Annotated in this window: 19 protein-coding genes and 1 tRNA gene; 10 read left to right on the top strand and 10 right to left on the bottom strand. The window is 57.0% G+C overall.

The annotated features are described in order from the left end of the window. Window positions 1–53: 53 nt before the first annotated feature. A complete protein-coding gene (locus tag CAMM_RS06500; protein ID WP_003845747.1) occupies window positions 54–2,033 on the top strand; it encodes an FAD/NAD(P)-binding protein in 1,980 nt (659 codons plus the stop codon). A 182-nt stretch (window positions 2,034–2,215) separates the two neighbouring features. After that, window positions 2,216–5,596, top strand: coding sequence for a hypothetical protein (locus CAMM_RS06495; protein ID WP_075761529.1), 3,381 nt, complete (start codon window positions 2,216–2,218; stop codon window positions 5,594–5,596). 73 nt (window positions 5,597–5,669) lie between these two features. Here CAMM_RS06495 and CAMM_RS06490 read toward each other — a convergent pair whose 3' ends face one another. The 5 genes from CAMM_RS06490 to secA2 all read right to left on the bottom strand — a co-directional run bounded on the left by CAMM_RS06490 (window position 5,670) and on the right by secA2 (window position 11,111). Then, window positions 5,670–6,242, bottom strand: a complete 573-nt coding sequence (locus CAMM_RS06490) for a MerR family transcriptional regulator (RefSeq protein WP_040354651.1) — start codon at window positions 6,240–6,242, stop codon at window positions 5,670–5,672. A 284-nt stretch (window positions 6,243–6,526) separates the two neighbouring features. Further along, on the bottom strand, window positions 6,527–7,261 hold the full coding sequence (locus tag CAMM_RS06485; RefSeq protein ID WP_236163706.1) for a bifunctional nuclease family protein: 735 nt from the start codon (window positions 7,259–7,261) through the stop codon (window positions 6,527–6,529). 87 nt (window positions 7,262–7,348) lie between these two features. Continuing rightward, window positions 7,349–8,086 carry a transcriptional regulator FtsR gene (ftsR, locus tag CAMM_RS06480; RefSeq protein ID WP_003845742.1) on the bottom strand — a complete coding sequence of 246 codons (738 nt, stop codon included), beginning with the start codon at window positions 8,084–8,086 and terminating at the stop codon, window positions 7,349–7,351. A 196-nt stretch (window positions 8,087–8,282) separates the two neighbouring features. Continuing rightward, window positions 8,283–8,717: an oxoglutarate dehydrogenase inhibitor Odhl gene (odhI, locus tag CAMM_RS06475; RefSeq protein WP_003845740.1), complete on the bottom strand. Its 435-nt coding sequence runs from the start codon at window positions 8,715–8,717 to the stop codon at window positions 8,283–8,285. A 102-nt stretch (window positions 8,718–8,819) separates the two neighbouring features. Beyond that, window positions 8,820–11,111, bottom strand: coding sequence for an accessory Sec system translocase SecA2 (gene secA2 / locus CAMM_RS06470; RefSeq protein ID WP_003845739.1), 2,292 nt, complete (start codon window positions 11,109–11,111; stop codon window positions 8,820–8,822). A gap of 99 nt (window positions 11,112–11,210) precedes the next feature. On the opposite strand from secA2, the gene CAMM_RS06465 reads away from it, so the two are divergent. The 3 genes from CAMM_RS06465 to CAMM_RS06455 all read left to right on the top strand — a co-directional run bounded on the left by CAMM_RS06465 (window position 11,211) and on the right by CAMM_RS06455 (window position 12,945). Next, window positions 11,211–12,362: a bifunctional alpha/beta hydrolase/OsmC family protein gene (locus CAMM_RS06465; RefSeq protein WP_003845737.1), complete on the top strand. Its 1,152-nt coding sequence runs from the start codon at window positions 11,211–11,213 to the stop codon at window positions 12,360–12,362. Between the two features lie 3 nt (window positions 12,363–12,365). Continuing rightward, entirely contained in the window at window positions 12,366–12,800 is a 435-nt protein-coding gene (locus tag CAMM_RS06460) for a YchJ family protein (protein WP_003845735.1), read from the top strand. Window positions 12,801–12,871: 71 nt separating this feature from the next. Further along, window positions 12,872–12,945: transfer RNA gene (locus CAMM_RS06455), tRNA-Pro, on the top strand. 152 nt (window positions 12,946–13,097) lie between these two features. On the opposite strand, the gene nrdF is transcribed toward CAMM_RS06455, so the two are convergent. Further along, window positions 13,098–14,084 carry a class 1b ribonucleoside-diphosphate reductase subunit beta gene (nrdF, locus tag CAMM_RS06450; RefSeq protein ID WP_003845733.1) on the bottom strand — a complete coding sequence of 329 codons (987 nt, stop codon included), beginning with the start codon at window positions 14,082–14,084 and terminating at the stop codon, window positions 13,098–13,100. Window positions 14,085–14,499: 415 nt separating this feature from the next. Beyond that, window positions 14,500–14,694 carry an Rv0909 family putative TA system antitoxin gene (locus CAMM_RS06445; protein ID WP_003845730.1) on the bottom strand — a complete coding sequence of 65 codons (195 nt, stop codon included), beginning with the start codon at window positions 14,692–14,694 and terminating at the stop codon, window positions 14,500–14,502. Window positions 14,695–15,127: 433 nt separating this feature from the next. Here CAMM_RS06445 and CAMM_RS06440 point away from each other — a divergent pair, with 433 nt between their 5' ends. After that, window positions 15,128–16,378, top strand: coding sequence for an SLC5/6 family protein (locus CAMM_RS06440; RefSeq protein WP_050759799.1), 1,251 nt, complete (start codon window positions 15,128–15,130; stop codon window positions 16,376–16,378). Continuing rightward, complete coding sequence (locus tag CAMM_RS06435) at window positions 16,375–17,586, top strand: site-specific DNA-methyltransferase (protein ID WP_040354542.1); 1,212 nt, start codon at window positions 16,375–16,377, stop codon at window positions 17,584–17,586. Before CAMM_RS06440 ends, CAMM_RS06435 begins: the two co-directional genes overlap by 4 nt. A 6-nt stretch (window positions 17,587–17,592) precedes the next feature. On the opposite strand, the gene CAMM_RS06430 is transcribed toward CAMM_RS06435, so the two are convergent. The 3 genes from CAMM_RS06430 to CAMM_RS06420 form a co-directional block, all read right to left on the bottom strand. Next, complete coding sequence (locus tag CAMM_RS06430) at window positions 17,593–18,660, bottom strand: CE1 family esterase (protein ID WP_003845722.1); 1,068 nt, start codon at window positions 18,658–18,660, stop codon at window positions 17,593–17,595. A 69-nt stretch (window positions 18,661–18,729) separates the two neighbouring features. Beyond that, window positions 18,730–20,478: an ABC transporter ATP-binding protein gene (locus tag CAMM_RS06425; protein ID WP_003845720.1), complete on the bottom strand. Its 1,749-nt coding sequence runs from the start codon at window positions 20,476–20,478 to the stop codon at window positions 18,730–18,732. Window positions 20,479–20,480: 2 nt separating this feature from the next. Beyond that, window positions 20,481–21,917, bottom strand: coding sequence for an ABC transporter transmembrane domain-containing protein (locus tag CAMM_RS06420; RefSeq protein ID WP_040354540.1), 1,437 nt, complete (start codon window positions 21,915–21,917; stop codon window positions 20,481–20,483). 36 nt (window positions 21,918–21,953) lie between these two features. On the opposite strand from CAMM_RS06420, the gene CAMM_RS06415 reads away from it, so the two are divergent. The 3 genes from CAMM_RS06415 to CAMM_RS06405 are packed head-to-tail and all read left to right on the top strand — an operon-like array spanning window position 21,954 to window position 23,802. Continuing rightward, on the top strand, window positions 21,954–22,760 hold the full coding sequence (locus tag CAMM_RS06415; protein ID WP_003845715.1) for a class I SAM-dependent methyltransferase: 807 nt from the start codon (window positions 21,954–21,956) through the stop codon (window positions 22,758–22,760). A gap of 39 nt (window positions 22,761–22,799) precedes the next feature. Then, complete coding sequence (locus tag CAMM_RS06410; RefSeq protein WP_040354535.1) at window positions 22,800–23,297, top strand: YbjN domain-containing protein; 498 nt, start codon at window positions 22,800–22,802, stop codon at window positions 23,295–23,297. Further along, complete coding sequence (locus tag CAMM_RS06405; RefSeq protein ID WP_003845712.1) at window positions 23,290–23,802, top strand: hypothetical protein; 513 nt, start codon at window positions 23,290–23,292, stop codon at window positions 23,800–23,802. The genes CAMM_RS06410 and CAMM_RS06405 overlap by 8 nt, the downstream gene beginning before the upstream one ends. Window positions 23,803–23,805 lie beyond the last annotated feature (3 nt).

Below are 23,805 nucleotides of genomic sequence, written 5' to 3'. Positions count from 1 at the left end.
CTCAAATTAGCACCTCACCACCCAAAACCAAAGAAAGCCGAGCGAATATTTCCATGCCTTCCACCCCCACTAGCGGCAATACCTTCGCAACACACCCCTCGATTGCCATAGTGGGTGCAGGACCCCGCGGAATCTCCATTATCGAGCGCATCGCTTCTTACCTGCACCAAGCCGGCCACACCCCTGCGCTGACCATCCACCTCATCGATGATGCCCAGCACGGCGCCGGCCGCATTTGGGAAACCGACCAGACGCATACCCTGTGCATGAATACCCTCGCCGGTGCGGTCACCCTGTTTACCGAACCCGGTGCCACCGTCGGCGCGCCCGTGCTCGAAGGGCCGATTCAATACGAGTGGATTCAGCTGCTGCGTGGGGAGCGCGAGGGCATCAACAAGCCAAAGCAAGAGCTTTTCGATGCCTTCCCGCCGCACCCTTCCATCGCCGAGGACTTTGCGGAAGAAATTGCCGCCACCGTGCCCGAATCCAACCCCTCCCGCGCCTTATACGGCGCCTACCTGCGCTGGGTGTTGCGTGTTGCCCTAGCGCAACTGTCCGCGGGCACCGAAGTTATCAACCACCAAGCCCGCGCCGAGCACATCGACCAAGGCCACGAAGCAGATGTTATTAGGCTATCGACCGGCGAGGAAGTCACAGCACACGCCACCGTGCTGGCTTCTGGGTGGACCGAGCCGGCGGCCAATGCGGAAGAAGAAATCTTCCACAACTCGAATTTGACCTGGGTAAAACCCGGCAACCCCGTCGAGCAAGACCTGACCGTTGTTCCCGATAAAGCCGACGTGCTCGTCCGTGGACTGGGCATGGGCTTTTTCGATGTCATGGCGCTGCTGACCATCGACCGCGGCGGCGAATTCATCGACGACGACTCCGCGCGCGCCGGGCTGCGCTACGTTTCCTCTGGCCGCGAACCGCACCTGTATGTCGGCTCCGGCCGCGGCTATCCTTACCTGCCGAAATCGGAATATCACTCGCTCCCGCCCAAGGCCAACCTTGCCCGCCTGCAAGAAGTGATCGCGCAGCACCAAGATGCGGCTGAGCAGTCCATCGATTTCGCCAATATCGTCTGGCCTGCCATTGTGCGCGATTCCTACTCGGAGTACTACACCACCCTGGCGCGCGTGCGCCCAGACAGCCTTAACGTGGACTTAGACGAGATCTTACGAATCATCGACGCCACCCCCATTCCCTCTGCCAGCAATGATGCAAGCTCCATGCCGGCGGCGCTCACCGCGTCGCTGGCAGAAAAGACAACCGAACCTTTCCAGCTCAATGATTGGATTGCACCGTTGTCCAAAAAGGGCGTGGGCGTGGCAGAATTCACCACCCGTGAGCTGACCACGCGCATCGCTAGCCGCCTGGAGCGCGATATCCGCGAGGCCGTTGCCGCCCGCAATTCGCCGCTAAAGGCCGGGTTGTGGGCCATCTCAGCCGCCCGGAAACCGGCCTCCATCCTGGGCTCGAATGGACGCTTCATCTGGGAGACCCGCACCGGCGCGTACAAGGAATTTATGACCTTGGGCCAAATGGCTGGCTCTGGCCCACCGCTGTTTCGTACCCGCCAACTGCTCGCCTTGGTCGACGCCGGCCTCGTCACCTTCGTCGGCGACCGCACCGCCGTGACCATTGGCACCCCGCCGCAGAGCTCGCAGCAGGAGTTCATCATGACCTCTGGCTCGCGTGCTGTGCACTCCCCCGTGCTAATTGATGCCTGGATGCACAAGCCCGATGTTCGTCGCCCCGGCGATAGCTTGGCAAAGTCTATTGCCGAGCGCCTCACGCCATTTTTGGACGGTGGAAACCCCACCGGCTCCCCCGCCACCGATGACGCCACTCGCCGCACCATCCACGGCGATGGATCTTTGGATCCCCGCCTGCACGTGGCCGGCATTCCGACCTATTCCCAGTGGCCAGACACCACTATCTCTCCCATGCCGGGAACGAATCCGCTCATGCTGCAAGAAACCGATAAGGTCGCGCGCAGCTTACTGCTAACCGCGGGTGTGAAAATTTAAGCTGCGAACTGCATATATCTGCTTTGGCCGCGAAGTATGGCAAAATAGTTAAACTCTCAATCGAATCTGCCGCAACCATGACCTAATGCCCCTGTGCGCATGCCCAGCTACCATAAGTATGCGCACATCCGGTCCGCAGATTAGAGCACTATCCACGCGTTTAACTTCAGGATTTTAGGTTTTTGACTACTTCACAGAATTCAGTTTCGTTCCCTGCTCCTACTGCTCCTGCTGCTGCAGACTTCATCCAGGCCGCACAGCGCTATCCGGATACGGCACAGCGCTTGGCGACGGCCGATCAAGCCCTTGCTGCCTGTGAGTCCCTAGACCTCACCCAGGCTCAGCTGGACTGGTGCTCCACGGAATTAGGCCGCGGACTAACCGCTGCGCTTGCCGCTCAAGAATCTGTCGCCGATACCTTGGCAACCTATCCCGCTGTATCGGCAGTGGCGCGCTTTAACGGCGCGGCGCACTCGCGGAATAAAACGACCCTGAAAGCTGTCCTTGCGGATCAGTTGGGCACGCGCAACAAGGACGCCATCAATGCCGTCGCGGAGCTTACCCCCGCGGAAGTCACCCTGGATGGCGTGTCTCCTGTGCTGCCCGATGCCCCGCGCCTGCAGCTGGAGCCTGACACCGGCAAGCTCTACCTCATCCTGCCTGCCATTATGCCCAGCGATGATGAGCGCATCGAGTGGCTTATCGATGCCGGCTTCGACAGCTTTCGCATCCCCGCCGCCCTCGACGACGAAGGCCGCCCGCAACCGCAGCGCGTAAGCATCGTGCAGCCCACCGCGCGCATCACGGTGACAAACTCTGCCACCGGCGAACGCCACCGCCTTCCCGTGGTGGATCCCACCTTCCCCTCGGTGCTGTTTCATCCCGACCTCACCCGCGCCGAGGATCAGAACCGGATTACCTCGTCAACTGCGCTTTTCCTCGCGCCGACCGGCACGAAATTTAAGCTGCCCGCCGATGCCGTGGAAGACGCCGAGGAGGCGGCAGCCGCGCCGGTAGAAGAACCGCAGGAAGCCGAAGGAGCCGAAGCACCCGAAGCACGCGTCGAGGAAGCTGACGCGTTTCCCACCCGCACCGCCGTGCCCGCCGATGAGCTGAAGTTCAGCTCCTGGCCGGAGTGGTCCCTGTTTGAATTCCGCAACCTCGATATCACCAGCGTGCTGCTCTTAAGCTACGGCGCCGCCAATTCCACCTCGAAGGCGCACACCGCCAAGCAGGTGCACATCGGCAACCTCTATGCCCCGCGCTGGTATGACGCGGCCGGGCGCATCAGCGATGCTGAAGGCGTTGATGGCAACCCCATCTACACCGTCTCGCCCAAGCTGCAGCTTCCCGTGCACGACAGCGCCGAATGGACCGTCGAGCTCTACTACCTCGACACCACCGCCGAAGCCTATGAAGCTGGCGAGCTTCCCGAGCGCGAGCTCGTCGAAGAGAAAATCGAGCTCGACCAGTACGGGGGCGAGCCCTTCCTGCTATTCGATGACGTCTTTGAAGATACCTGGATCGGCCACTACGAAATCGACGTGCTGCGCGACGGCGAGCTTGTCGAGCGCCGCACCTACAACATGGCCGAGGGTTTTAACCTGCGTGTGTCCTATACCGGCGACTCGGGCGCAAACTTCCGCCACCCCGACCAAACCGGTGACGCCAACGCCTATACCAAGGCCTATTTCGCGCCGCGCAATACCTCGGAAAAATACATCGAGCTCCCCTTCGATCGCGCCCAGCCCATCGACCGCGATGAGCGCTCCCAGTCCTTCGTTATCTCCAACCCCGCCGACTACCACCTGGATGTCGTCGTGGTGCCCAAGGCCTTGGCCTACTCGGTCGACCAGCGCGGCGAGCAACCGGATTGGGATTACTTCCCCAATACCATCACCTTGGATTCTTTATCCAAGAACGGCGAGTTCCGCGTCAACTTCCCCGGCGGCATCGGCGGCACCGCTTCCCTGCTGCTGACCCATGAGATCTCCCGCAAAGTCAAAGTCATCCAGCTCAAGCGCAAGCGCGGCGGCGCGATCTTTAGCACCACCAACGCCGCCATCCGCTCCGCCTTTAAATCAGCGCACGCCTCGATCCTGGCAACCCTTGCGTGGCACCCACACAACGCCGCGGCCACCTGGGATGAGCTCGATTCCGCCGGCAAGACCAAGGCCTATGAATCCGAATTAGAATTTGAAAAGGCCTACGCCGCGCACGCCACCCCGGATGTCATCATTGCCACCACGGCACGCTTTACCGAGGCAGTGCCAGAAATCACCGCCAATATCGTCGGGGAACGCCTGCGGCTTTCAGGCTATTCCAGCGATAAGGACCTCGCCGGATTCCTATGGCCTGCCACCCGGCCCGATATTGAGCCCTGGAGCGTGGAGTTTGACGCCGGGCTTAGCTGCCCTGTGCCCGAAGAACTCCAAGACGCCGGCCCGTTGGTTCTCGACGTCGTGGAATCTTATGCCGGCTTTATCCCCAAGGCTCCCAAGCGCCCGACCTTCTCGGCCATCGTGGTCAACCAGGAAGGCCACTTTGACACCGCTGATGGCGCGCAGTTGTCGTGGCAGTTGTCGAAGAGTAATCAGAAAGAGCGCATCGACAAGCAACTGCAATCGGCGCTGTGGCGCCACCTGTACGCCCTGCGCAACGTCGACGACCCGCTGCTAAGTCCCCTGCGCGCTGCGGTGCGCCGCACTGTGAACTCTGACCCTCGGCACATGCTGGAGGCGCTGGGACGCTCCAATGTGCGCGTTGGCGACCAGCCCGCGCTGACGGTGTATCACGGCCTGGTTAATTTCGACTTCCATTCCAATGGCGAGCGCATGGTCGATTTTCGGGCTACCGCCTGGGTCTATGCGCTGGAGCTGCTCAATGAGCTTATCGATGCCAACCTCACCGGCGATGCCGCCCGCGACGCCATGGACTTTATTGACCACGCGGGCGGAGACTATCTCACTGGTCTGCTGACCGGCGCCGTGCCGGCCGACCTGCCACCGAAGACCGCTGAGCCGACGTCGTTGGTGCTGTCCCCGCTGCGCGATACCCAGCAGATCATGAAGGAAGTCGTCAGCGCTGCTCAGGCGAATGCGCTATCCGATGCCGTGGAAGCCCTCAACGACATCGCCGGTGATCGCGGCATTGTCGATGCCAAAGCTCTACGCCACGGATGGTTTGAGCTGTTGCGCCGCCGCCGCAAATTCGAAGACATCGAGGGTTTTGTCGAACTGCGCCAAGAACTCTTCGAGCAAGAGGCCAATATTATTGGCGATGATATCCGCCGCCACCTGGTGCTGCTGCGCAAATTTGGTGCGACCTATGGCCAGCGCCAAAAGAACTGGTGGGCGTGGGGTCCATATATCTCTGTCGCTGCCGCGCATGTCTCACGCGCGGCTGCCGCGGAACAAAAAGGCATCGCGAAGTTCTTCACCCCTATCAAGTCTGAGCACTTGAAGGCGTGGGCCGATATCGCGCAACTGGCTCCCACCATGACCACTTATTACTTGGTGATGGAAGAAGCCCGCCAACTGGTGCGCGCCCACGGCATCATTTAGGTAGAGACATAAAAAATCCGCTGGCTCCCAACTTGGGAAGTCAGCGGATTTTTCTTGGAGTAATTTCGAAACGTTAAGACGTCTTGCGCTCGCGACGCTGCGCCAGCTCGTCGATGCCCACGACGGTGGCTTCGCCCTCGGTAAAGTCGATGCGCTCGGATGGGAAGGAAGAAATAGTACCGGACAGTTCCTTCATGATGCCTGGGATGGCAATGCCGAATACGCCCTGGCCACCGGCGAGCAAGTCAATAACCTCATCGTTAGAGCGGCACTCATACACCGTGGTGCCATCGGAGACCAGCGTAAGCTCCGCGATGTCATTAACACCCAAGTCGCGCAGGGAATCGACCGCAAGGCGGATATTCTGCAAGGAAATGCCGGTATCCAGCAGGCGCTTAACGATCTTAAGAACCAGTACGTCACGGAACGAGTACAGACGCTGCGAACCGGAACCGCGCGCAGTGCGGATGGACGGATTCACCAGATTGGTGCGCGCCCAGTAGTCCAGCTGGCGGTAGGTAATACCAGCGACCTGGCATGCGATGGGTACGCGGTAGCCAACCTGCTCGTCTGGGCCGACATCAAAAAGAGATTCCTGATAAGGCTCAGTGGCTTCTTTGGTTACCTCTTGGGCAGCCTTTTCGATGTGGGTGTTATCGCCGGTGATGAGGACTTCTTCGTTCTTGCCGTTCTTAGACACGTAATTACTCCAATGATGTTTAGCTCTAAAGCCATAGGTTCATTATTTGCCATGGATTGACATACGTCAACCCCGGCGACCTCGCAGCTGCTGCAAAGTCTCAATCTCTACTTTAACTTTAACCCGTGGAGATCCGAGTTCCATCATTAGTCACACGCGTGTCATTCTTTCAGCAGAATTTTCTTCCTTAACACCCCCACCATCACCCCCGTGAGTTACAAACCCCGTGGTTATTGCGGGTTTTCACCATCATCATCGGACTCTTTGGAGTCCCTTGAGTCACTGGAATCACTCGAACCACTCACGTCACCGGAGTCGCTTCCGTCGCTCGAGTCATCCCCGCCTTCGCCGTCTTCGTCCTCGTCGTCCAAGCGCAGCTCATCTTCGGTCAGCCCCATCGATTGCATCAGCTGGCTAAAGTCTGCATCGGCCTGCGCGTCGCCGGAGGCCGAGGTGGAATCGCTCTCCTCGGGCGACGGCCGCGAGGTCTGGCCCGGAATGAAGGATGTGTCCGCATAGTCGATATCGAAGTACTGATCCAGGTCATCTTCGGTAACAAAGACGCCGACCTTGCTTAAGATTTCTTCATCCATCGTGATGGGAACATTAAAGTGCAGGGATAGAACTAAGGCATCCGACAAGCGCGCATCGAGAGTCTTTTCGGCCCCGGTGGTAATTTCTACGAAGAAGGCGCCCTCATGCACGTTATTGATCACGATGCTGATGACCCCGCCTTGATCTTCGACAAGATCGACCAGGAGGTCATGGGTATCCGGACGCGCGGGGCTATAACCATCGGCCCGAGAGCTCAACCGCGCGCCGTCGGCCAGAGACATCCACACCGGCACCACTTTGTGGGACGCCGGATGGGCCATGAGGGCACACAAAAAATCCTCAGGCTCCATCATGTGCACGCCCAAAAATTCTAACTCCACCGCATTCATGGTCATCTCTTTCTCGTCCACCCTTATCTTAAAGTATGAAACCACCCTAATGTCTTCACCTAATAAGTGCAGAACAATCAGGGTGGTGCTTTAAAAATTATGCGCTATTTAAAACTCGTTACGCAGGTCGGTCTTGACCAAAGTCGCGTGCAACGAAACCACCAGCGCAGCCATCTGCGAGGACATCTCTTCTGCCTGCTGGCGCGCAGTATCTGACTTCGAAGTTGCCACCGGAGTTGCAACCTGCGCGATCAAATCCGCCTGACGGCGGGCATTATTACGCAACGACTTCAGCCGGCGCTCATCAAAACCGAAAGCCTTCAGCGCTTCAGCAGCCGAGACCACCGTGACATCGTCGGCAGTAAAGAAACCAGAAGTATCCGGGCTGATCAACCCGATCTTGATCAAAGCCATCACGGTCTTTTCCGTGCTTCCCGCCTGCTCGGCGACATCTTCTCCAGTCAACCGGGTAATAACGGGTGCGCGGAATTTATCCGCGGATACCAACGTGGAGGTCTGCCCCGCACCGACAATCGCGGTGACCTGGCCAGAATCCATGGCGTCGAGCTGTTCACGAATGACCTTCAACGGCGTGTAATTATCACGCTGCTGGGTCAAGATGTAGCGCAAGCGCTCCACATCTTCTTCCGTGAACCGGCGGTACCCCGAAGCAGTACGTGACGGCGTAATCAGCTTCTCAGATTCCAAGAAGCGAATCTTCGACACGGTGACATCAGGAAACTGCTGCTGCAGGTTCTCCAAAACCACGCCGATGGACATGGTCTTTTTCTTCGGTGTCTTCGGTGCGGAATTTACTGCCGCTGCCTGTTGCTTCGCTGCGCTCACGATGTTGTTGTTCTCTCCAAAAATCCCCCGGCGGATGACTCCGCCTAACAGATTTTATAGCTCTCGCTTGGCTCCCCCTGCGGCCTTAGCTCATGAAAATAACTTTAAGCCAACCGCGGGTAAACCACAGATATGTCATTTACTAATAAACAGTCTCTCACATTAAGAGACTGTTTTGTTCAAGAACTTCTAAATTCTACTTCTTGTTAGCGATGAAGACTAGTCGGAACTTACCGATCTGAATCTCATCTCCCACTTCCAACTCCTGGGAGTTGCGTGGCTCGCGGTTGACATAAGTGCCGTTGAGAGATCCCACATCGACGACCTCGAACTTGTCGCCATCAACGCGGAATTCCGCGTGACGGCGCGAAACGGTGACGTCATCGAGGAAGATATCTGCCTCGGGGTGGCGACCAGCGGTGGTCGTGGGCTGGTCGAGCAAGAACCGCGCACCAGCGTTAGGTCCACGCTTGACCACGAGGAGGGCTTGTCCTTCAGGCAAGTTATCTGCGCCCGCGGTGGAGGCATCAGCGCTCGAAGCAGCGGAGTTCTCCATTTCTTTGAGCAGGTCTGCACGGAAAACCGAGGTGGTTTCAACCTGGGGTTCTGGAGTGCCATTGTTCTCGGCCATGATGTTTACCTCCGTTGGGTTGGGCAATGTTGACTATATTGCTTGACTAATTTCATAATAGCGACTTTCTCACATCCTGCGGGCAGTCGCATGGGAATTTGCTTATCTAAAGAGATTACCAATCCCCCCGATGACAGAGTTGCCAGACCCAGCCAGCGGGTTATCTGAGACCATATACGTCCACGTCGCCGAGGGTCGCGCTAGTCCCGAATCATCCATGTGAGCACCGGATTCATCAATTTTTACAGTGAGGAAAGTCTCCACGGCGTCATCGACAGCCCGCTGCGCTAGCTCCTTGAACTCCCGAACGGCAATACGGTGGTATTCGTCAATGGGGGCCTCCCGAGCAATCGCGCGCAGGTGAATGGATTCGCGAACATCGTCCATCAATTCGAGGTGGTCCGCCCACGCCAGGTCGAGATGAAAGAGCATGATTTCGCGCGCGGCGGCGACTCTGGCATCGGCGGGGACATCGTCAAGCTCTGCGGCACGCTGCGGCGCCCGCTGGGCTAGTTCCTGCCAGGCTTGCTCGGTATCCAGCAGGTTCGCACGGCGCTTGTCGATGATTATTCTCTGATCCGCCAAGAGCTGATTATATTTCCAAGTCTGCGCGTGAATCTCGAGCAACTGGCCTTCGCTGACGCGCTGGCAATGGCTAATGAAGTCATAGACGCGCTTGGCCTCCAATCGGCCATCGGGACCGGGCTGGACCACCAAGGAGCTATCTTCTCCGCCGTGGACAACCACGTCATCTTCGAGCGAGACGAAAAATAGCGATAAGCCAGGATCCCCCTGGCGGCCTGAGCGCCCGCGCAATTGGTTATCCAAACGTGCGGTGCGGTGCCGCGAGGTGCCCAGTACCGCCAGCCCGCCGCGCTCGACCACGGCCTCGCGGTCGGCACCATCGGCACCACCCAATTTAATATCGGTGCCGCGACCAGCCATTTGGGTGGACACGGTCACGCGATTTTCATCGCCAGCTTCGGCGATAATGCGCGCTTCTTCCTCATCGTTTTTCGCATTGAGCACGTTGACGGTAATGCCGAGCTCTTCTAAAGCTGCGGCGAGGTCTTCTGATTCGGCCACATCATGTGTGCCCACCAACACCGGCTGGCCAGTGGCATGCAGGGTTTGGATTTCTTGGACGATGGCGCGGTTTTTCTCCGCCCGCGTCGCATACACGCGGTCTTGTTCATCCAGGCGCCGCAAAGGCTTATTGCGGTCGATGACAGAGACATGCAGGTCGTAGAATTGTCGCAGCTGATCGGTGGCCTCTACCGCGGTGCCGGTCATGCCGCACACGATGGGATAGCGCCGCATTAGCTCTTGCAAAGTAATGGTGTCTAAGATGCGCCCGCCGTCGGATACTTCCAGCCCTTCCTTGGCCTCGACTGCGGTTTGCAGCCCATCTGGCCAGCGCTGCAAATCTGCAACCCGGCCCTTCGCGGCGTCAATGAGCTGAAGCTCACCGTCGTTGATGATGTAGTGAATATCGCGAATCAGCAGCGCTTTGGCATGCAGCGCGAGGTTGACTTTGACCAGCACGCTGCCGATATTTTCTTCCGAATACAGCGAATCAATACCCAACTCGCGCTCCACGCGGTGCGCGCCTTCATCCGTCAAAGACACGGTGCGGCCATCTTGGCCAATGCCATAGTCAATATCTTCCCGCAGGCGCGAGACCACATCAGTAATCTGTCCCGTCGGCGCCTCCCCCTTCCGGGACCCGGCGAGGACTAAAGGCACTAGGGCTTCATCGACAAGCACTGAGTCAGCCTCATCCACCAACGCGACATCCGCTGGGATTTGCACGGTCTGCTCACGCGAGGTGATTTGGTTATCGCGCAGGACATCAAAGCCCAGTTCGTTGACCGGAGCGTAGATGATATCGCTGCCATATGCTTGTCGACGTTCCTGCGCCGTCAGCTTTTCCGTCACGCTAGCCACGGTCAGCCCAAAGGTTTCTACCAACGGCCGCATCCATTCGGCATCGCGGCTGGCCAAGTAGTTATTCACGGTGACCACATGCACGCGCTTGCCGGTGAGCGCAAAACCGGTTGCGGCCATGGCACCGACCAAGGTCTTGCCCTCGCCGGTGGCCATTTGGATAACGTCACCTTCTAACAGGCGCAGCACCGCCTGGGACTGCACGTGATACGGCGACAGCCCCAATTTCCGCTCGGCGGCCACGGCCAAACACGCCAGGAAGGTGGATTTGTCTTTTAACTCTCCCCCCGACGCACACTCCCGGGCGCGGTCGGCCAGCTGCGCATCATCCAACGTGTTTAATTCCGTGATCAACCGCTCGGAATCTGTCACGAGCGATTTGGATTTTTTATTGTTGCGCTCGGACGATGAGCCCATTGCCTTCCAGAACCAATCAAATGCTGCCATGAGTGTTATTCCATCTCCCTCTAGCGGTTCCTGTGATTTCTATTGACTGTAGTAGGCCAAGCTAACCCCTGGAACACCAAGCCCGTTATTGTATGAGTCATGCACTCCGTGAATGTCACGTTTCCGTCTTCGACCGGTCTCAACATTGCCGGCACCATTGACTTTCCTGACTCCCCGCCGAAAGCGTACGCACTTTTTGCGCACTGCTTCGCCGGGCACAGACATACCCCGGGTGCCGCGCGGGTGAGCAAACAGCTCACCGACTTTGGAATTGCCTGCTTGCGCTTTGATTTTCCGGGCTTAGGCCAATCCGAAGGTGAGTTCGCCGATACTTCTTTTAGCGAAAATGTTGCCGACATCCGCGCCGCCGCAACGTGGTTGAGCACAGAATATAACGCCCCGCAGCTCCTTGTCGGCCATTCCCTTGGCGGCGCGGCGGCATTGGCGGCGGCAGGAACCATCGATTCCATCAAGGCTGTGGCCACCATCGGCGCGCCTTTCGATCCCGCTCACTCCGTTTTGCACTACGCCGATAAAATCAGTGACGTGGACAAGCACGGCTCCGTCGAGGTCGTCCTCGGCGGCCGACGTTTGACCATCTCCCGGCACTTTTTAGAAGATCTCGCCGAGACCAACCCCGAGGTGTACCTGCGCGGCATGCGCAAGCCGTTGTTGCTGGTGCATTCCCCCATCGATCAGACCGTGGGTATCGACAATGCTCAAACCATCTTCCGCGTAACCCGCTACCCCAAGTCCTTGGTTGCATTAGATAAAGCAGACCACCTTTTGACCCGCCAAGGTGCCGCGCAGCGAGCCGCGGATTTCATCGGCGCGTGGGCCGAACAATACATCGTGCCTGACCAAGTCCCACAGGACGTCGGCCCCGATGCAGCGGTATCGCATCTTGCCACCGGCACCAGGTATGGCGTGGTGGTGCGCAATAATAACTTGTCGATTTCCACCGACCGCGCCAAAGCAGACGGTGGGCGCGGCCGCGGCCACACCGCCGAAGGGTTGTTGATGTCGGCTTTGGCTTCCGGCACGGCACAGGCCGTTAAGGCTGCAGCCAAGGGCATGTCGCTTGACGATGTCAACGTCACCGTCACCCACATCCACGAAGCCACCTTTGAACGCCGCATCGAGCTAGAGGGCTCTTTAAACGCCGGCGAAAAATCCACGCTGCTGGCTGCCGGAAAAAACGCCGAAATCGTCTCCCTGATCTCCTCTGCCCATATCGTGGATGTGTTTTAAGCCATGGATATTCTCAATCCCCTGCCCAGTGATGTTCGCTGCCCATGTGGCACCGGCTTAACGTTTGGTCAGTGCTGTCAGAAATACCACGACGGCGCCCCTGCCCCGACTGCCGAGACACTGATGCGCTCGCGCTTTAGCGCCTTTGTCACCGGCGATGAGGCCTATTTGCTGCGCACCTGGGATCCCGATACCCGCCCCGGATCGCTCAACCTCGCCGAGTCCTTTGCCACTGACACGGGCATTCGCTTCTACCGCCTGGATATCATTGACACCGTCGCCGGTGGCCCACTCGATGACACTGGCGTGGTGGAATTTGAAGCCTTTTATAAAGGCGCTGCCACAGGCTCCCAGCGTGAGCGCTCCACCTTCCGACGCATGCAGCTTCGCGATGGCCACCAGCGCGAATGGGTCTACTCCACCGGTGATGTGAACTAATTCTAACCCCCGTTTTCGCTTCGAAATGTCAATGATGTAACCTATTCTCATTGGCTGTCAGCAGCCGATGGCGGACTATGGCGCAGCTTGGTAGCGCACTACACTGGGGGTGTAGGGGTCGCAGGTTCAAATCCTGTTAGTCCGACAATTGAAACACTCCGTTTAACCGCAATATTGCCGGTCGAACGGAGTGTTTGTCGTTTCACCACGTGATGTCGTCGCAGACGGGTCTCGTCGCAGACGGGTGTCATCAAAGACGCAGAAAGGCCCCGCAGCATTGTACTGCGGGGCCTTGGTTTAGAAGTCCCAGTCGTCGTCGGTGGTCTCTTCTGCCTTACCAATGACATAAGAAGAACCGGAGCCGGAGAAGAAGTCGTGGTTCTCATTAGCTGAAGGATCCAGGGAGGTCATTACGCCGGCATTAAACTTGCACTCTTCTTGCGGGAAGATCGCCTCGTATCCAAGGTTATTCATCGCCTTATTGGCGTTGTAGCGCAAGAACGCCTTGACGTCTTCGGTCCAGCCAATCTGGTCATAGACAGCTTCAGTAAAGTGCGACTCGTTGTCGTACAAGTCCAGCAGCAGGTCGACGATCTCGTCCTGGTTAGCCGCGTGCCGTGCCTTATCGTTCTTCAAATAATTCTGGTACTTGTACCCGATGTAGTAACCATGAATTGCTTCATCGCGAATAATCAGGCGAATAATATCTGCAGCGTTGGTGATCTTGCCGGTCGAGGCCATGCGTAGCGGCAGGTAGAAGCCGGAGTAGAACAAGAAGGATTCCAGCATCACTGATGCGACAAACATCTTCTCCGGCTCGCCGGAAGCGTACTCGGACAAGATCTTGCGCGCCTTGTACTGCATATGTTCGTTTTCACGCGCCCACCGGAACGCTTCATCAATTTCCGGAGTGCTCGCTAAAGTCATGAAAATATTCGAGTACGACTTGGCATGGACGGACTCCATGAATGCGATATTGGTGTACACCGCTTCTTCTTGCGGAGTAACAGCGTGCGGGATAAGCGAGACCGCACCAACCGTGCCCTGCAGGGTGTCTAGAACCGTAAGGCCAGTAAATACCTTCAACGTCGCATCTTGTTCCTGCGCCGTCATGTTGCGCCAGGACTGGACATCATTAGACACCGGGATCTTTTCTGGGAGCCAGAAGTTAGTGGTGAGACGATCCCAAATATCGTTATCGATGGAATCGCCGATGTCGTTCCAGTTAATACCTTCCAAAGGGGCATCATTATTAATAGCGTTGACAGGAGTGTTAATTAACACAATCTACTCCTTAAGTAGGTCTCGAAAAGCGGCCATTGCTAGCCCGGGGCATCCCCCATTATCTAGTTCTTTGACTGTACTGGCCCCCTTCTTGTCTCGCTCATCGGGTCGCAAGCTACCGCAACCAATCGCACACCCTCGGTATCGCTCATGGTGTGGTGGAACTGTGTTTCTCCCGCCACGAAGGAGTGGAACTGGGAGGCTTGCGCGCGTGGCAATTCTTCAGAAAGGAGCACGTCAAAAACTGGACTCTAGAGCGAATACTACCTTGCCAGATACCCTTCCTTCCAACCTGCCTGATCGTGCACGTGGGGCCATAGGCCACCCACGAAAAAGGACTGCACCCGGTTCCACAGTGGGAACGTAGGTGCAGCCCTGAAACTGCGTGAAACGCTAAGCGTTTCACTTTTAACGTTTAGCGCTGGTCGTTGTCTTCCTGGTTGGAGCCCAGGGCATCGTCAAGCTTATCGCGCGCGGTGTCGACCTTGTCGGCGTGCTCTTCGCCAACCTTGTCCTTAGCGACGCCTTCTGCCTTGTCCAAGTGCTCGTCGAGCTTGCCGTCCTGTGCAGCCTCGGATGCCTTGTCCTTTGCCTTATCAAAAATACCCATGAAAAATTCTCCTTAATTCAAACTTCGTTGTGCGCCCAATCATTAGCGCCTCGTACAATTCCCCACGATAAACAGAGCTGCGGAATCTCGCCATGAAAATTCGCCCAAAACTTCCGCATAATTGCCTAAATGGCACAGTATTAACACTTTTGTGACACACGTCGCGAATGGATTATCGTGCCTCGATTTACCCCCATAAAACCACGATTGCAATGGATCGATGCCCTAGATCCACCCATCGCGGTGATAGGGTCAAATAATCACGTTCAGTGGCCGGTTATTACGAATTTATTTCAATAGGAATTTATTCCTGAAACATGACTGATCTTCACTGTGGTCGGCGCATCTCGCGTCGGCTGTGGTCGAAACGTTGTCAGGGCTGCTGGATTTTGAGCCCTACGTGAAAGAAAACTTCAAGGAGCACCCCAGCCTCATGACGCAATCCGTGAACCAGCAGCACCATCCGAATGCCGTCAATACCAACTGGGTGATATCCCTCTTTGGCACCGCCGTGGGCGCCGGCATCCTCTTTTTGCCCATTAACGCCGGCGGGTTCGGCTTTTGGCCACTGTTGATAGCCACTGCCCTCATCGGTCCCATGACTTTCTTGTCGCACCGAGCGCTGTCACGGATGATGTCGGCTTCTCCGACAGCGGGCGCTGATATCACCGGGGTTGTCACCAACTACTTTGGGGAGCGCGCCGGCACGGTTATCTCAGTGTTGTATTTCTTCGCGATCTATCCAATTGTGCTCATCTACGGTGTCTCGATCACCAACACCGTCGATAGTTTCATCGTCAATCAGCTCGGCGGGCCGGAAATCCCCCGCTGGCTACTGTCCCTGCTGCTGGTTGGTGGCATGACGCTGGTATTCGCATTTGGGCAGCGACTGATGCTCATTGTCACCCAAATCATCGTCTACCCGCTTATCCTCTTCCTCGCGGCCGTATCTTTCTACCTGGTGCCACAGTGGGATTTTGAAAGCTTCTACATGGCCGAAGGCACCTCGTCCGGGCTGTGGGCAGTGGTCATGATCTTGCCGGTGCTGGTCTTTTCCTTCAACCACTCGCCGGCCATTTCCCAATTCTCGCTCGCCATGCAGCGCACGTGGGGACGGGATGCCGAAAAGAATGCCTCCAAGGTTTTAGGCATCACCGCTGTCTTGCTCACGGTCTTTACCATGTTCTTTGTCTGGTCTTGTGCCTTAGCAATCGGCGGCGACGGGCTGGCCGAGGCGCGTGAGCAAAACATCCCCGTCATGTCCTATATCGCCAATACCACCGGCGTGCCGGTGATGGCCTTGCTTTCTCCCATCGTGGCTATCTTGGCCATCGTGTCCTCCTATTTTGGCCATGCGTTGGGTGCCGCGGAAGGTGCGCGCTTCATCGTCAAAAAGCTTGCTCCCGGCGTAACGTCGAAGATGTCGGCGGCAACCATCACCATGGTCGTCAATGCTTTCATCTTTTTAACTGCCTGGCTCGCCGCGATTGCTAACCCGTCGATTTTGTCCCTGATCGAGTCCATCGGCGGGCCATTTATTGCTATGATTTTGTACATTATGCCGATGTACGCGATGTATAAAATCCCTGCGCTTGCGCGTTTCCGCAACCGCTGGACCACCATTTTCGTCGTGGTCACCGGTATTGCCACCATTTCCGCAGCAATCGTAGGACTATTTTTGTGACATCTAGCTTTGGACTTCAGTGGCCTGGCAAACAAGAAGCCTTAGACCAAGCGTCTTCTCCTAGCCGCGCACAGGTATCTCCAGTCGTGGGCAATGCGCTCTATGCCGGGGATAACTTGGATGTGCTGAAGTCCCTGCGTGAGATAACCCCAGCAAGCGTGGATGTCATCTACATCGACCCGCCCTATAACACTGGCCGGGATTTCCTGTACCGGGACAACTACCGCAATCGCCGTGAACATAAGTCCACCGACCACGGGCAGTGGCATGCGCAGTGGCTGTCGATGATGGCGCCCCGGTTGCAATTGGCGTGGGAATTATTGGCGCCCACCGGGCATATTTTTATCTCCATTGGCGAAGATGAGGTAGCTCAGCTTCGAATGCTGACCGATGAACTTTTCGGGCAATCTAATTTTGCCAATCAGTTCATTTGGAAAAAGGGCGGTACCGGTAAGAACGATTCGCGTTTTGCCGTCGCTGAGCATGAATATGTCGTAGCGTATGCCCGCTCCGCCGAGTCCCCGGGCTTTAATATCGACCCGCAAGGGTATACCACAACCAAGTACAACTTCCGCGATGACCATGGGGCTTATTCTCTGGTGCGGCTTGATTCCAAGACCTTGGGCTATTTGCCGTCGCTCGACTTCGCTATCCATGATGAGCAGGGCAAGGAGTACTGGCCGCACCAACCTGCCGGGCAATCCCAGGTGGCGCGCTGGCGGTGGAGCCGGGACAAGGTCGCGGAAAATTATGATGACCTCGTTTTTCGCCGCGGCTTTGTGTATACGAAAAATTATCAGAAACAAGGTGCTCGCCCGCGCAGCATTCTCGACGGAGCACGCTTTGGGGTCACGCGTTCAGGCCGTCGCGATGCCGAGGCAGCCCTGGGGATCCCGGGTATCTTTGATTTTCCCAAGCCCGTGCAATTAATTAAGTACCTCGTGGGCATTGGTGGGCCGGACAATGCTCGGGTGTTGGATTTCTTTGCGGGCTCAGGCACAACCGCGCAAGCCGTGGCAGAGCTCAATGCTGCCGATGGCGGCACCCGCACCGTGCAATTAATCCAGTTGCCGGAGCCCACCGCGCCTCGCAGCGCGGCCTTTCAGGCGGGTTATACAACAATTGCGGATATTTGCTGGGCGCGCATTCAGGCTGCGGGTCTAGATGCACAGCGAGTTGACGTTCCAGCTGGCGAGTTAGACAAGTAAGCTCAGCTATTTTTGGCTGAACTCGTTTTCATCCAGGGTTCCGGTTTCTACCGTATGAGCTTCTTCCATATCCGCTGGGCGTCCCGGAATGGCGAAAAAGTCGAGAACTTTATCGGTGGCAAAACCTTTGCCCACTTCGCTGGCATTATCGTAGGTACCACCTGGCCACACGTGGCGGCCGCCGCCAATGCGGATGTGCTGAACAGGATCTTCACACAGCTCCCACTGAATCAACAGCGCATTATTGGCCAGACGTTCCGTAGTTAGCTCACCTTCACAACGGTTGCGTTTGGCATCCAAGGTGACTACGTCGGGAACTGACTCGTAAGGTTCCTTGTGTCGCGTACCGCCGTAATAGCCAACAACAGGATCCAGGGTGCCATGCATATCTAAACGGCCCACGGGCTCGTCCTTGCACGACTCGTGGATCGGTTTGTAGTACGCTGCCGAGACCGTCGCCACGGAGGTAAATACATCGGGCATCTGGCAGCCGAGATAAGCTGCGAAGCCGCCACCGTTGGACATGCCGGTGGCGAAAATCCGGTCATCATCGACGGCGTAGGTCGCACGCAAAGAATCCACTATGTCGCGCGCAAACTGGATATCTTCTGTTCCAGTGGTCTTGGCATACGGGGCCGGTGCCCACGCCCCATCTTTCCCATAGGGGTAGACCATGATGGCCTCCGCGGCATCCATTTCGGTATAGCCTTCCATCATGCCGGCTGTTTCCTTCCAGCCGTGAAACGCGAGCACGACCGGCCACTTTTTGCCCGGCTGATAGCTGGCGGGCATGTGCAAAATAAACTTCCGGCCGGAGGCAAGATTAATAATCGATGACTTCCCGGGCTCGGGCCCGACCAAGGGCGCTGAGGTGGGAAGTCCTAAGTCTTTGGTATCTGCTTCGGTGGTCGGGTGGCTGTCCATATTCGCCGAGCCTTCCTCCGACAAAGAGGACGTCTCTCCACGCGAAGGAAATTCTGCGCAGGACGCCAGCCCTGTGCCCACGACAACCGCAGTGAGGAGAGTTGTGATCTTTTTGGTTACAGCACGCCCGATACGGTTGATTGTGTGCACCTGTGCTCCTCGCTATTGTTCATGGGCAATTAATGGTCACGCGCATCCTTCAACGATGTTAGCGCAATTCTATTCCCGCCCGCGCATCCATGCTGTCCACAGCTGCTGGTAACGCCCGTCCGATTTTAACAATTGCTCATGAGTTCCGCGCTCGACAACGCGTCCGTTATCCATGACCAAGATCTCTTCCGCGCGTGAGGCTTGATCCAAGCGGTGCGCCACCACGAGTGCGGCTCGGTCTCTCGTGAGTTCTTCCGCGGCATCTTGCAGCGCCTGTGCGCCTTGGGAGCCAGCCTCGGCGGTGGCCTCATCCATGACCACCACGCGTGGATCGAGCAAAAGCATGCGGGCGAGCGCGAGTTGTTGCGCAGCGACCGGTTCCAATTGCACGCCTTGCGCGCCCACGACGGTATCAAGACCATCGGCGAGGTGGTCAAACCATTCGGCATGCACTCGGTGGAGCACGTCAATCATTTCCGCATCGGTCGCATTAGCTTTAGCCAGGCTCAAATCCTCGCGCAAGGTTCCGGAGAATACATGGACGTCTTGGGAAATCATCGCTAAGCGAGCAACTCTTTCTGCATCTGACAAGGTGGTGACTTCTACCCCATCGATGGTCACGCTGCCCGAATCCGGCACGCGCAGGCCTGCGAGAAGGGCTGCGACGGTGGTCTTGCCGGCACCCGATGCCCCGACCATCGCTACGGTTTCACCCGGCTCAATAGTCAGCGATACATTTTCTACCGCCCAGCCTTGACCATAGGAAAAGGAAACGTTGTTAACCTCCACGTGTCCTTCTTTTGGTGGGGCGCCCGCCGGTGTGGTGGGTTGCGGTGGGTTGATGACCACGCCAACAATGCGCGCGAGCGATGCGTAGCCAGATTGGATGGTATCGAGCACGCGCATCAGCCCCATCAATGGACCACGAAGGCGAATGAGCATGAGCATGGCACCAGTTACCGCACCAACGGTCATGGCTCCTGATTGCACGGTGATAAATCCAACGATTAGTCCGGCTGTCAGCATGACAAACTCGACGGAGGTCATCCACAATTGCAGCACAAACATGGTGCGACGTGCAGAATAGCCGTGCTCGACGACATCCCACGATGCCGCGTGAATGCGATTGTGCATGGACTCTTCCATGCCAAATGCGCGCACCGTGCCGCGCCCGCGAATAGCTTCCAAGACGCGACGGGCACGATCGGCCATCGATGCACGCTCGGCTGCATAACGGCCGGGAGCTACGCGGAGATACCTGCGCGCGGCGATGATATAAATCGGAGTCGCTGCCACGATGACCAAGAGGAACTGCCAGTCCAGTGTCACCAGGGCTAGTGCCGTGGTCACGATGGCGAAACCGGAGTTAGCCAAAATAGGCACGGTTTCGGTCACTGCCTTCGATAGTTCTGCGACATCATCGGTAGAACGAGACACCAAATCACCTGTGCCGGCATCTTCGACGCGGTGTACAGGCAGTCCCAGTGCGGTACCGACCATGTCTTCGCGCAAGTTGGCGATGACTCGTTCGGTCAGCCGCGAGAGAACGAAAAAGCCCCACGCCGAAAACGATGCGGCGATCAATGCTGCAATAATCAGCTCGACGCTAATGCGCGCCACGCTGGCATCGGTGGAGTCAATGACAACATCGACGATGCGTCCTAATTGAATCGGGATCCAAATATTGGCCACAGCGCCGATGGCTAATAGGACAATGGCGAAGAAGAACTGCTGTCGCGCTTGGGGAACCTGACGTAGATGCCGCGCTAAAACCTTGCGGGTTTCCGGCCACGTGGCGGTAGGAAAACGCATACTCATTGCTACTTCGCCTCCACTTCGACGGCTTGCCATGCTGGTGCATTGCTATAGACGATGGTGGGTTTATCAGCACGTGCTGCAGCCACGCGCTCAGCGATGGTTTGCTCTGTTACCGAGTCCACCGCGGTGGTGGGATCTTGAAGAATGAGCACGTCGGCATCGGCAGCAATCGCGCGCGCTAGAGCGACGCGCTGGCGCTGCCCACCGGATAAGTGCCCACCGTTTTCCCCAACTTGGCGGTCCGGGCCACCGGGGATATCTTCCGCGGAGGCAACATCGAGTGCCCACAAGGCGCGCTCGCGATCCGGATGGACATTTTCAAGCACGGTTCCTTCAAACATATGAGAATCATGCGGTGCCACGATATATCTTTCTCGCGGCAGATTAACGAGTTCTTCCGGTGGTGACTGCGTCACCACCGTTATCCCCGGCCGCAACGCGGGAAGGGTGGGTTGGGTGGTCGTGAAGGAGGCATCGCTAAGCAAAAGCTCCTGGATGCGGCGACCGGAAGCCTGCGCAGTGGCCCAGCGCGATGCGATATTTTTGCCCAACATCGTCATCGGAGTGATGATGAACTGCGTCAGCCCGACCACGGTGATGAGCTCACCTACCGACATTAGGCCATTGAGCGCCATCAACCCCGAGCTAATGCCGACGATGATGACGTAGAAGGCACCCGCTGTTTCCGTAATGGCATTCAGACGTGCCTGGGCGCCATTGGCGTCCACCGTCTTCTGATAAGCATTATCCGACACCGCGTGATAGCGCGACCGGACCGTATCCACCGCACCCAGACCTTTTAAGATGCGCAGTCCTTGCACCACATCAGTCGCGGTCGCTGATGCTGCCGCCAAAGCACTTTGTCGCTTCGCCGAGCGCTTGCGCAGCGGGGTGGCGGATTTCAACGAAATCATCACCACGATCGGCCCACCTAGGAGCACTCCCAAGCCCAGAGCGAGATTAACGCTGGAGACCATGACGGCAACGTAGATAATTGACACAATCTCTGCAACTGGAAACACCGTCATCATCACGGCATCCGAGACGCGTTGGGTATCTGCCGAGGCAATCGACAGCAGCTCTCCTGCCGTGCGTGGCTTTCCAGCCATACCTTTGGGGTGCGAAATGCGGTCAGTGACCGTCATGCGCAGCTCGTGTCCGATTTCTAAGGCGGCTCGCTGAAATAGTGAGCGAGCAAACCAGCCGGCTGCGGCGTTAATGCAAAATGTAGACAGCAGGATGACAACCCACAGCCACAATGTGGATAAGCTGCCAGTAGCGATTGCCCGGTCGATGGCTTGCCCAACGATTACTGGCGATAGACCATTACAGATAAAAGTAATGGACATTAAAATTGCAGCAGGGATGGTGCGTTCCTTGCGGGAGAATAATGTTTTAATTAACCACCGCGGATCACTTGCCTGTGGAAGCGCTGCCACGACCTCACCTCACCCACTTTGACATTCGAAAACTCTATGACACAACAACCACCCCAGCCTAGCCCAGAGCATTACCCCAGCTATCGGCCTCCCTCACGCAAACAGGGGCCGAAATTTGCCACCGCGCAACACAAGGCGGCCGCGGCGCAGGCTTTTCATCACGGCGCAGAGCTTTACGATGAAATTCGCCCGTCCTATCCTGAATTTATCGGGCAGCTCGCGCCCGGCTTGGTGGCCGTCGACATCGGCGCCGGAACAGGTAAGCTTACCCTAAGTCTGCCGCACTCCGTAGTAGTAGCCTGCGATCCCTCCCCCGATATGGTGCGCGTTTTAAAAGCTCGTGGCATTCCATGCTGGCGCGGAACCGGCGAAGAACTAGCTTTGGCCAATGCTTCCGTCGATGCTGCCTTTTGCGCCCAAGCGTGGCACTGGATGGACGCCAAAGCTGCATGTGAAGAACTAGACCGCGTTTTAGCCCCTGGCGGCAAAGCCGTGTTGGTGTGGAATACCATCGACGTGCACGCGGATCCCTGGGTGCTGCGTCTTACCCGCATCATGCACTCCGGCGATATCCAACGTCCTGATTTCAAACCAGAAGTCCACGCTCCGTTTCACCTCGCGGAGGAGTACCACGACTATTGGAGCCAAACTCTGCACGTGGAGCAATTGCACACGCTGATGCATTCTCGTTCGTATTGGTTGCGCGCCAATGACACCACTCGCGAGCGCATGACCGGCAACCTTAATTGGTACCTGTATGAGCACATGGGCTTTCAACCTGGGATGAAGGTAGAAATACCCTACCGAACGGACGCATTTGTTTTAAGCCGTTATGCTGGGTAGGACGAAAACATTAACCAATCTTATCTAAGGACTGATGAAGTGAGCTCCGAAGAACCTACCATTGTTCCGGATACACCAGTCGAAGATGTCACTTTGGCACGAGTGGCGGAAATCTTTGACGACAAGCAGTTGGTCTACCGCATGGAAGACGTAGAAACCCCGGATGGAGAAACCGGGTCTATTCTGCGCACCGGGTTTTCCAATGCAGCCATCGCTATGCAAATCCGTGACAACACCTTAGTCATTGACTCTTTGTGGCGCGGTGCTTTTCCAACCACGCAGGGCCCCCAGGTTCTCATGCTGACTAACCAGTGGAATCAGGACAATTTCGCTCCAACGCTGCGCTTTTTCGACAGCAGCGCAGAAGAGCTCGCGGTCTCTGCATTCCGTGAGCTGCATGTTGGTGCGGGAGCCTCGCGTAACCAACTCGATGCCTTCATCATGACCACCATCGATGCCATCTTGGGTTCTTTCGAATGGATCGAACAAAAGCACCCTGACCTTGTGACTTGGGAGAGCGACCACAACCATGACTAATGCCAATAACGCTGATAACGCAAGCACCGAATCTTCCCTGGACAATGCCCTTCCCGGCGTAGATATTGACCGCGTCATCAACGCAATGACGCAATTCGACATCACCTTGGAAAAGGCCAAGGGCGCTGATGCCGTGGCGATGGCAAACCTCAACGGTCTAAACATTATGTTTGCCGTGTTGCCGTCGGTCATCATTGTTCGCGCTGACGTGGGCACTGATGCGTCCTTTGCCAATGCTGATGCTGGTCTGTTTTTGGCCGCCGGTCAGATCAACACCGTCTCTTTCGGTGCGCGTGCGGTAATTACCGAACACGAAGACCAACTCATTGTTCGCACCGAACGCGAATTTACTCACCTCGCTGGGCTTAACGATGACCAGCTGGCGCAGTCCCTCAAGGTCGCCGTGGACGGCGTGCTGGCTGCCCAGGACGCGCTTGTCACTGCCGCTGAAGAGATGGCCAAGCTCGGATCTGAATCCGCACAAGACGAAACTGGCGCAAACTAAGCC

Origin of the sequence: Corynebacterium ammoniagenes DSM 20306 (assembly GCF_001941425.1) — a bacterium.
Classification (GTDB): Bacteria; Actinomycetota; Actinomycetes; order Mycobacteriales; family Mycobacteriaceae; genus Corynebacterium; species Corynebacterium ammoniagenes.
This window is presented reverse-complemented; position numbering and strand designations above follow the sequence as displayed.